Source organism: Mesorhizobium sp. M0514 (assembly GCF_040321145.1).
GTDB lineage: Bacteria > Pseudomonadota > Alphaproteobacteria > Rhizobiales > Rhizobiaceae > Mesorhizobium.
Map to the genome: position 1 here is coordinate 63,641 of NZ_JAMYQZ010000024.1, position 9,515 is coordinate 73,155.

At 64.8% G+C, this 9,515-nt stretch carries 8 protein-coding genes; 2 read left to right on the top strand and 6 right to left on the bottom strand.

Annotated features, from left to right (window positions below):
• The first annotated feature begins 87 nt into the window (after positions 1 to 87).
• Together NKI61_RS12765 and NKI61_RS12770 are read left to right on the top strand one after the other, a co-directional pair.
• Positions 88 to 528: a phospholipase A2 family protein gene (locus NKI61_RS12765; RefSeq protein WP_023728660.1), complete on the top strand. Its 441-nt coding sequence runs from the start codon at positions 88 to 90 to the stop codon at positions 526 to 528.
• Positions 525 to 2,669: a phospholipase D-like domain-containing protein gene (locus NKI61_RS12770; RefSeq protein ID WP_352839691.1), complete on the top strand. Its 2,145-nt coding sequence runs from the start codon at positions 525 to 527 to the stop codon at positions 2,667 to 2,669. Before NKI61_RS12765 ends, NKI61_RS12770 begins: the two co-directional genes overlap by 4 nt.
• A gap of 104 nt (positions 2,670 to 2,773) precedes the next feature.
• On the opposite strand, the gene NKI61_RS12775 is transcribed toward NKI61_RS12770, so the two are convergent.
• The 6 genes from NKI61_RS12775 to NKI61_RS12800 form a co-directional block, all read right to left on the bottom strand.
• Positions 2,774 to 4,030, bottom strand: a complete 1,257-nt coding sequence (locus NKI61_RS12775) for a D-amino acid dehydrogenase (RefSeq protein ID WP_023668705.1) — start codon at positions 4,028 to 4,030, stop codon at positions 2,774 to 2,776.
• A 93-nt stretch (positions 4,031 to 4,123) separates the two neighbouring features.
• The gene (alr, locus tag NKI61_RS12780) at positions 4,124 to 5,233 is read right to left on the bottom strand and encodes an alanine racemase (RefSeq protein WP_352839693.1); all 1,110 of its coding nucleotides are present in this window, start codon (positions 5,231 to 5,233) and stop codon (positions 4,124 to 4,126) included.
• 271 nt (positions 5,234 to 5,504) lie between these two features.
• Entirely contained in the window at positions 5,505 to 6,020 is a 516-nt protein-coding gene (locus NKI61_RS12785; RefSeq protein ID WP_352459904.1) for an RNA pyrophosphohydrolase, read from the bottom strand.
• A 2-nt stretch (positions 6,021 to 6,022) separates the two neighbouring features.
• Positions 6,023 to 7,204, bottom strand: coding sequence for a divergent polysaccharide deacetylase family protein (locus NKI61_RS12790; protein ID WP_352839695.1), 1,182 nt, complete (start codon positions 7,202 to 7,204; stop codon positions 6,023 to 6,025).
• A 183-nt stretch (positions 7,205 to 7,387) separates the two neighbouring features.
• Positions 7,388 to 8,713 carry a S41 family peptidase gene (locus NKI61_RS12795; protein ID WP_023668701.1) on the bottom strand — a complete coding sequence of 442 codons (1,326 nt, stop codon included), beginning with the start codon at positions 8,711 to 8,713 and terminating at the stop codon, positions 7,388 to 7,390.
• 1 nt (position 8,714) lies between these two features.
• The coding region (locus NKI61_RS12800) for a murein hydrolase activator EnvC family protein (RefSeq protein WP_352839697.1) at positions 8,715 to 9,515 on the bottom strand (801 nt) is incomplete at its 5' end.

The window sequence follows — 9,515 nt, forward strand, 5'->3', positions numbered from 1 at the left end:
AGTGTGGCAACAAGCGCGATGTCGCCTATCATTAAGGATTGGCTGCGCCGGGTGGGACACTTTTTTGCAAAGCTGGTGCGGATCAAAATGCGAGCGGTGCTCGCCATCTTGCCGCTTGTCGCGCTTTCCGCCTGCGCCAATCCATGGACCGTAGTTCCGGAAGCCGAACTGCCCAAGCCGGTCCGTATCGCAATGGCCCGCCCGTCGCCTTTCGTCTTCGGCAATTACTGCGGTCCCGGCACCCGCACCGGCGACCTCTCGGCTCGCCCTGTCAATCGCCTCGACAGCGCCTGCCAAATCCATGACGCCTGCTACATTGCGCGCCATAATCATTGCGACTGCGACGGCGCGCTCGTCGCCTCGGCAAAGGCGATCCGTGATGACAAGACAGCGCCGAAAAAGATGCGCGGCGAGGCCGAGCTTTTGATCGCCACTTTCGCGCTTCCCGTCTGCAAGGTGTTTCCGCATGGCTTCCTGCCGCCGCGCGATCCGGCTGAACTGAAGACGATGAACGGTGCGACCGGATGAACCGCGCCATCTGCCTGGCCTTGGCCGGGCTGGGGCTGGCGGCCCTTGCCGGTTGCGCCGCCCCGATCCGGCACAGCTGCGATTTCTTCCCCGATGCGAAGGATTGCGGCCGGCCGTCGGTATCGGCCGGCACGCCCGGACCGCAGACTGCAGCAGCAGCGTTTTTCGGCGATGCCGGTGCCAGCGACTATGAAAGGCAGTTTCTGGCGCTGCTCGCCCACAACCAGATCGGGGCCATCGACAGGGCGAACGGCACCGGTCCGTTCGGACATGACCGCCACGCCATCGCCAACCGCGATTTCCAGGCCACCTACCGGACGCTGGAACGGCTGGCGAAGCCGGTTACCGCCGAACAGATGCCGGCAGTGAGCGGCACAGCCGGCGAAGGCCATTTCAACGGCCGTTGGCGCGTGTCGCGGCAGACGCTCTATGTCAACGCCGCCGCGCGGCCCTCCGCGCCAAAGACGTTCAGCTTTTCCGGCCTGCAGGCGCGCTCGATCGAGATCGTGATGCGCCAGGCGGGAAAGCAGCCGGTTGAGATATCGGGCGCCTGCGACGGGGCGCTGGCGATTCGCGCCGGCGGTGGCTCGCGCACCGGTGCCGCCTTCCGCCTCCGCCTGTCGGCCGGGCAAACCGCCAGCCTGTTCCCCAGCGATGGTTTGAACCGCTGCAGTCTCAAGCTCAGCTCCAGTCTGGCGCCGGCAGGCGCCCCGCTCACCATCCTGCGCGAAGAGGTTGCCTATCCGGCGATAGCCGCGCTCGACAGCCGCTACGAGCGTTGTCCAGTGCCCGGTCCATCCGGCCTGGATGAACTCGCCCGCGTCTTCTATGCCGGCCGCTGGCTGTCGCAGACCTGTTCGCTGCCACTCGGGTCACCGCGCCTGTTACGCAAGTCGCGCGACGGCTTCAACGCCAAGGTCGAAGCGCTGCTCGGCGCGCCTTTACCCGACAGCGCCTTCGACAAGGCCGACCCCGAACTGCCGCTCGATTTCTCGCGCGCGCCGAAACTCAAGCTGGTCTATCTGTCGTCGCTGGAGTTCAAGGCCGATTTTTCCGGCCGCGTCATCGAGCGGCTGATCCGCCATCACGCAGCCCTCGGCACCAAAGTGCGCATCATGGTCACAGACGTGCTGGAGCGCGACAAGGACGATGCCCTGCTGCACCGGCTGGCGGCCGATTATCCCAATGTCGAGTTGCAGGAATATCGTTGGCGGGCCGACCACGGCGCGCCGGTCGACGAGCAACTGTCACAGCTGCACAAGACCCATCACGTCAAGATGCTGGCGACACTTGCCGAGGATCCCGCCCGCTCGCGCGTCATCATCGGCGGCCGCAACATTCATGACGGCTTCCTGTTCCACAAGCCGATCGACCTGTCGCGCTATCCGAACCTCGAGCAATACGGCAAGACCGACGGCCTCTCGCTCAACTACTATTCGAACTGGAGCGATTTCGACATCGAGTTTGCCGACCCGGCCACGGTCGAGACGCTGGCCGCGCATCTCTCGACATTGTGGCTGCGCGACGCCGACACCAACATCGCAAGACCCTTCTCCATTCCGGTGCGCTCCGACAGCCGGCGCCCGCCGGGCACGGTGCGCCATTTCATTTCCGTGCCCTACGAGGACAACCATGCGCTCGAGACCTATTTCGTCGAGCTGATCGACACTGCCCGGCACCATATCGAGATCGTCAATCCCTACCTTAATCTGACGCCGAAGCTCAGCCTGGTCATCGAGCGGGCGCTGGCGCGCGGCGTCAGGATCGACATTGTCGGCCGCATCGACCTCAAGGGCGATATTGGCGGCAAGCTGCTGACCGCGCTCAACAAGCTGTTCGTCGAGAAATATGGAGACCGCATCAACATCCGCGAATTCAAGGCGCCCGATGTCGTGCTGCACTCCAAGATCATGATGATCGACGAAAGGCTGGTGACGATCTCGTCGGTCAATCTCAACAACCGCAGTTTCTTCCACGATCTGGAGAACGGCATGACGGTGCTCGACCCTGCCTTCTACGCCAGGATGCAGCCGGTCTACGACGACTATGTCGCCCATTCGAATCCGGTATCGACCAAGGTAATGATCCCCTGGGCCTACCGTTGGCTGTTCTCGAAGGGCTGGGTGAAGGAGGCGTTTTGAGAGGCTGGCGAGGCTGAAGGAATGCCGTTCTGTAGCGATCCTTTACACCCCCTCTGTCCGGTAGGACAGAGGGGGTGCTGGCCCGCAAGCTTTAAAAAGCACCCCTACCTCAAATACCGCTCCGGCCCCAGCTCCCGCACATCGATATCAGGCACCTTGCTGGAGATGATGTCGGACAGCACCTTGGCCGAGCCGCAGGCCATGGTCCAGCCAAGCGTGCCGTGCCCGGTGTTGAGATAGAGGTTGGAGAACTCGGTGCGGCCGACCAGCGGCGGCCCGTCCGGCGTCATCGGCCGCAGCCCGCACCAGAAGGACGCCGCCTTGAGGTCGCCGCCATCCGGGAACAGATCGCCGACCGAATGTTCGAGGGTGCGCCGGCGCGATTCATGCAGCCTGAGATCGAAGCCGGAAATCTCCGCCGTGCCGCCGACGCGGATGCGGTCGCCGAGCCTGGTGATCGCCACCTTGTAGGTTTCGTCCATCACCGTCGACACCGGGGCGGCGACCGCGTCCTTGATAGGAACGGTGATCGAATAGCCCTTGACCGGATAGACCGGGATCGGGCGCCTGAGCAGGCGCATGAAGCGCGCCGAATAGCTGCCCAGCGCCAGCACATAAGCGTCGGCCGCGCGCGAGCGCTGGTCGGTGCCGACGCTGACGATGCGATTGCGGTTCTTGGAGAAGCGCCGGATCTGCGTGCCGTACTCGAACGTGACGCCGCGCGCCACGCAGAGCTCGGCCAGCCGATCGGTGAACATCTTGCAGTCGCCGGTTTCGTCGCCGGGCAATCTCAGCCCGCCGACAAACTTTTCCCGCACGCCGGCCAGCGCCGGCTCGGCCCCAATGCAGCCTTCGGGATCGAGCAACTCGTAGGGAACGCCATATTTCTTCAGCACCTCGACATCGCCGCCGGTGCCGTCGAGCTGCTTTTGCGTGCGAAACAGCTGCAGCGTGCCCTTGGTCCGCTCATCATAAGCGATGCCGGTCGCCTCGCGCAGCGCCTTCAGCGTGTCGCGGCTGTATTCGGCGAGCGGCACCATGCGCGCCTTGTTGATGGCGTAGCGATCCGCGGTGCAATTGCGCAGCATCTTGATGAGCCATGTCCACATATACGGATCGAAGGCCGGCCGCACCACCAGCGGGCCGTGCTTCATCAACAGCCACTTGATTGCCTTCAGCGGAATGCCGGGGCCGGCCCAGGGCGAAGCATAGCCCGGCGAGATCTCGCCGGCATTGGCGAAGCTGGTTTCCAGCGCCGGCCCTTTCTGGCGGTCGAACACCGTCACCTCGTGGCCGGCCTCAGCGAGATAATAGGCAGTGGTGACCCCGATAACGCCGCCGCCCAACACGAAGATCTTCATCGCATCACTCTCCACGACGACTTCCGTCAGAGGGCCGCCGCCTCCTGTCTGCCGGATTCTGCGGCGTCCGCCAAGGGGCGGCGTGTCGCGGCTCTATTCGTTGATATAGCGGCGGTGGAAGCGGGGGCCGAGACTGGTCAGGATTTCATAACCGATCGTGCCGGCATGACCGGCGGCGTCATCGACGCTCTGCGAGGGGCCTAGGAGTTCGACAAGGTCGCCCTCGCGCAGCCGGCCGGCCGGCAGGGCCGAGATGTCGAGTATGATCGAATCCATCGACACCCGCCCGACAAAGGGCAGTCGCACGCCGTCGAGCCAGGCAGCCGAAGCCGCGCGCCGGTGCCAGCCATCGGCATAGCCGAGCGAGATCGTGGCCGCGCGCAAGGGACCGCTGGCCAGAAACGCATGTCCGTAGCCGACGCCCGCGCCCTTATCGATGCCGCGTGTCTGGATGATCTTTGCCTCGAGCCGCACCACCGGCAGCATCGGGTTCGCCTCATCAGGCGTCGGATTGATGCCGTAGAGCGCAGCGCCCGGACGCGCGAGGTCGTACTGATAGCGCGGCCCAAGAAAGATGCCGGAGGAATTGTCGAGCGACGCCGGCGCCTTGGGCAGCATTTTGCGCAGCCGTTCGAACTCCCTGAGTTGCGCGTCATTGGCCGCATTGGTCGGTTCGTCCGCACGGGCCAGATGGCTCATGACGAGGACGACATCGACGCCGGCGAAAGCATCGGCCGTAAGCGCCTCGACCTCTGCCGGCGCCATGCCCAGCCGCGACATGCCGCTGTCGACCTGGATGGCGGCCTTGAGCTTGCGGCCGGCCTTTTGGCCTGCCTCGCTCCACGCCTTCAGTTGCCCGGTGCTGTTGATGACGGGAACAAGGTCGGCGGCCACCGCTTCGGGTTCCGAGCCCGGCGGCAGGCCGTTCAGCACATGGATTTCCAGCTTCGGTCCGAGTGCGTCGCGCAGCGCGACACCCTCGGTGAGATGAGCGACAAAGAAGCTGTCGCAGCGTTCGGCAACCAGTGCCGCCGCCACTTGCCGCGCGCCGAGCCCGTAACCGTCGGCCTTGACGACGCCGGCGCAGCGCACGCCGCCGAGCTTTGCCTTGAGCCGCCGGTAATTCTCCCTGACCGCGCCGAGATCGATGGTGAGAATGGCGCCGGCCGCCGCTTCGCTGATCGTATCTTTGGCTTTATGCATCGCAGATCCGACGAAGTCGGCGCTGCCCCTCATTGTCCTGCCGGACATTTCTCCCCGTCCCAATACGGGGAGTTGAAGAGCGGTCCGCGTAAGGCGGACGAAAAGCCACCTGCTTGGCTTTTCGAGTGACGAAAGCCGGCAGGCAGGTGAGGGGCAGCCCATACGCTGCGCTAAGAGGCCATTGCCCGGCGTCGTTCATATGGGTCTCGTGGCTGCGGGTGTCCCGATCAATAAAGCACGAATCAGGTGCCGTGCGAACCGTCACATCCAGCTAGGCAAGATGACGGAACGTCGCCACCACATCCTCATAGACCTTGCGTTTGAACGGCACTATCAGATCGGGCAGGTCCTGCATCGGCCGCCATGCCCATTCATCGAATTCGGCGGTGTGGCCGCCCGGCGGCGGATTGATCTGGATCTCTCTGGTCTCGCCGTGAAAGCGGTAGGCGAACCATTTCTGCGTCTGGCCGCGATAGCGGCCCTTGAGGGCGATGCCGACCAGATCGGGCGGCAGGTCGTAGTTGATCCAGTGCGGCGCCTCGGCCAGCAGCGTGACCGAGCGCATGCCGGTCTCTTCATAGAGCTCGCGCCCGGCCGCCTGCAGCGGCTCCTCGCCCTCGTCGATGCCGCCTTGCGGCATCTGCCAGAGCTGCGTGGTCCCGGCAAATTCGCTGTCCGGTTCGGCGATGCGGTGCCCGACCCAGACCAGCCCGTCGCCATTGAGGATCATCAGTCCTACGCAAGGGCGGTAAGGCAGCGTCTCGGGGTCGACAGGTTTCTTCGTCATGATCAGCCTTTTTCCGGGTCGATGGCCACCGCCGAGATCGGCACGATCTCGATGCCGCGCTTTTTTGCTTCGACCACCCAGGACGCCACGGTATCGACGGTGAGGTCGAAGGCCGAGCCGATGCCGACGGCGGAGCCTTTGGCACGCGCGGTCGCTTCCAGCGCGTCGAGCTTTTTCAGGATGGCGCCGCGGTCCTGCACGGCGTCGATTGCCGTATCGCCGGCGACGAACGGCACACCGTCCTTCAAGGCGAGATCGGACGCCAGGCTCCGCGCGGACGAGCCGTCATCGACATAGGCAAGGCCGCGCTTGCCAAGCTCGGCCATGAACGGCCCCATCGCTGTCGCGTCGGCCGAAAAGCGCGCCCCCATATAGTTCATGACGCCGGTATAGTTGGTGGTCCGCGACAGCGCCCAGCGCAGATTCTTCAGATTGTCGTCCGGGCTTGCCGCCACTGTCAGCGTGTTGCGGCCGGGATTGATGTTGGGATAGTCGAACGGTTCGAGCGGCACCTGCATGACCACCTCATGCCCGCTCTGCCGTGCCGCCTGCATCCACCGGCCAATGCTGTTGCCTTGCGGCGCAAAAGCCAGCGTCACTTCGGCCGGCAGCTTGGCGATCGCAGCCTGCGTGCCGGTCTGCGACACGGCAAGCCCGCCGATGACGATTGCCACTCGAGCGCCACGCGAACCCGACCACGGCCGCGCATAGACATCGAACGGCCGCCGGCCGTCAGCGGCGCGAACCGGCAGCGGGCCGGTGTCGCTGGCCTCGATCAGCGCCCTGTCGGGGATATGCGCGATCTTCAGGTTCTGGCCGATCGTCGACGGGTCATGGATGACAATGGCTGCATTGGGCGGGCCGTCACCCTCCTGGGTTTGCACATGGATGATCTGCGGGCCGCTGGCTTTGGGCGTTTCCGCCTTCGGCGCTGCCGCCGTGGCTTGAGCAGTGGGCGCTGCGGCCGCGGGTTCGGCCGCCGCCGTCACCTTCGGCGTCGAGACCGCGATTGCTTCCGGTTTGCGGAACGGCTTCTCGCGCAGCGCGATCGCGCCGGAGATGCCGACCGCGGCCAGCACGACCAGCGTCGCCGCGACGGCGCCAGCGCTGATCCCGCGCGACGCGGCACGCGGTCGGACGGTCTGTCCGAGCGGGCGTTCGATGTCCTTGCCGACGTCAGCCAAGCCGCATCCCCCGGCGCGTGATCAGCGAAATCTTTTCGCCATGCGCAGATCCAAAACTGACGGCGCGTCCCCTGCGCCTTTTGAGGCGCAGCGCCCAGCGGTCCCCGAATCAAACTGCCGGAACCTCACGGTCCCGGCAGCATTGCATCGCTTCGATTGGGCAGCCAGAGCTACCAGTCGATTTTACTGGTTGAGCACTGCCTTCTCCGGATTCGGCGGGAATGCCGGATCGGTCTTCTGGCCGCGCAGCAGCTGTTCGGCATAGATCAGCTGCAGATCGTCCTTCGGATCCGGCGGCACATAGGCAGCCGAGCCCGAGCCGGTATCGCTCTCGTCGGCGCCCTTGATATGGCCCTTGAGGTCCGATTCGCCGCGCGTCAGGTCCCTGCCCTGCAGTTCGGGCGGCAGCGGCTGGTCGACCTTGATGTCGGGCGTGATGCCCTTGCCCTGGATCGACTTGCCGGACGGCGTGTAATAGAGCGCCGTCGTCAGGCGCAGCGCGCCGTTCTCGCCAAGCGGGATGATGGTCTGCACCGAGCCCTTGCCGAAGGACTGCGTGCCGACCACTGTTGCGCGGCGCAGGTCCTGCAGCGCGCCGGCGACGATCTCGGAGGCGCTGGCCGAACCGCCATTGACGAGCACGATCAGCGGCTTGGCGCCGATGTCGTCGCCTGCCTTGGCGTCGAAGCGTGTGACGTCCTTCGGGTCGCGGCCGCGGGTCGAGACGATCTCGCCACGGTCGAGGAAGGCGTCGGACACGCTCACCGCCTGGTCGAGCAGGCCGCCCGGGTTGAGCCTGAGATCGAGCACATAGCCCTTGAGCTTGTCGTTCGGCACCTGCTTCTTGATGGTGTCGATGGCGTTCTCGAGGTCGTCATAGGTCTTTTCGGTGAAGGAGGTGATCTTCATGTAGCCGATGTCGTTCTCGACCCGGAACTTGACCGCCTTGACCTTGATGATGTCACGCACCACCGTCAGCTCGATCGGCTTGTCGGCGCCTTGGCGCAGGATGGTCAGCTTGATCGGCGTATTGACCAGGCCGCGCATCTTTTCGACCGCATCGTTGAGCGTCAGGCCGCGAACCTCCTGGCCGTCGATCTTGGCGATATAGTCGCCGGCCAGCACGCCTGCCTTGGCAGCCGGGGTGTCGTCGATCGGCGTGATCACCTTGACCAGATCGTTCTCCATGGTGACCTCGATGCCAAGGCCGCCGAACTCACCCTTGGTCTGCACACGCATGTCCTGCGCCTGCTCGGCATTCATGTAGGAGGAGTGCGGGTCGAGCGAGGTGAGCATGCCGTTGATGGCGTTTTCGACCAGCGACTTGTCGTCCGGCGGCGTCACATACTGCGCCCGCACGCGCTCGAAGATGTCGCCGAAGATCGCCAGTTGCTTATAGGTCTCGGAGCCTGCAGCGTTCGCCGTCGAGCCGGGCGCGCCATAGACCAGGCTCATCGCTGACGCGCCCATCAGCGCACCGGCAATAAGAAGCGACAGTTTCCGCATCATTTCACGTCCTTCCAGAGAAGCGGTCCGCCCACCATGGGGTCGGATCGACGGGTTTTCCATCCTTGCGGAACTCGACATAGAGTTCCGGCGTGGCATTTCCATTCTTCGAGGCCGAGGTGCTTGCCACCCGGGCCTCTCCCATCGCGCCGACCGGCTCTCCTGCGAGCACCGACTGGCCAGACGCGACGCTGATTCTGCTCATCCCCGCCAGGACGACATGATAGCCGTCTCCCGCATTGAGGATCAAGAGTTGACCATAGGAGCGAAAAGGCCCCGCATAAAGCACATTTCCGTCCGCCGGTGCCGTGACGATGGCTCCCGATTGTGTCGCAACCATGTCGCCGAGCATCACCGCGCCGTTACCGTCATCGGCCCCGAAACGCAGCTTGATCTTGCCGGTGACCGGCAGCGAGACTTGTCCCTGAAGTGCCGAAAACGGCGCGGCGGCGGTGAGGCGGTTGCCTTCCGGCACGGGCAGCGAAGCCAGCTCCGTCGACGCGGTTGTGCCTGCATCGGCGTTATCGGCGTCCGGCTTATCGCTGTCGGCCGCTTTCTGTTCGCCTGCCTTGACGGCATCCGCCGCCTTGCGGCTCTTGTCGGCTTCAAGCGAAGCGATCAGCTCTTTCAGGCTGCCGGCCTTGGCCGCAAGCGCCTGGGACCGCTGCTTTTCAGCGGCCATCGCCGTCCAGGTGTCCGCCTCGAGCTTCTGCTTGGCTTCGAGCAGCATGGAGAGGCGTTTCTTTTCCGCCGTCTGCTCGCCGACCGCCGCCGTCAGCCGCGTCCGCTCGGCCTCGATCGAGGC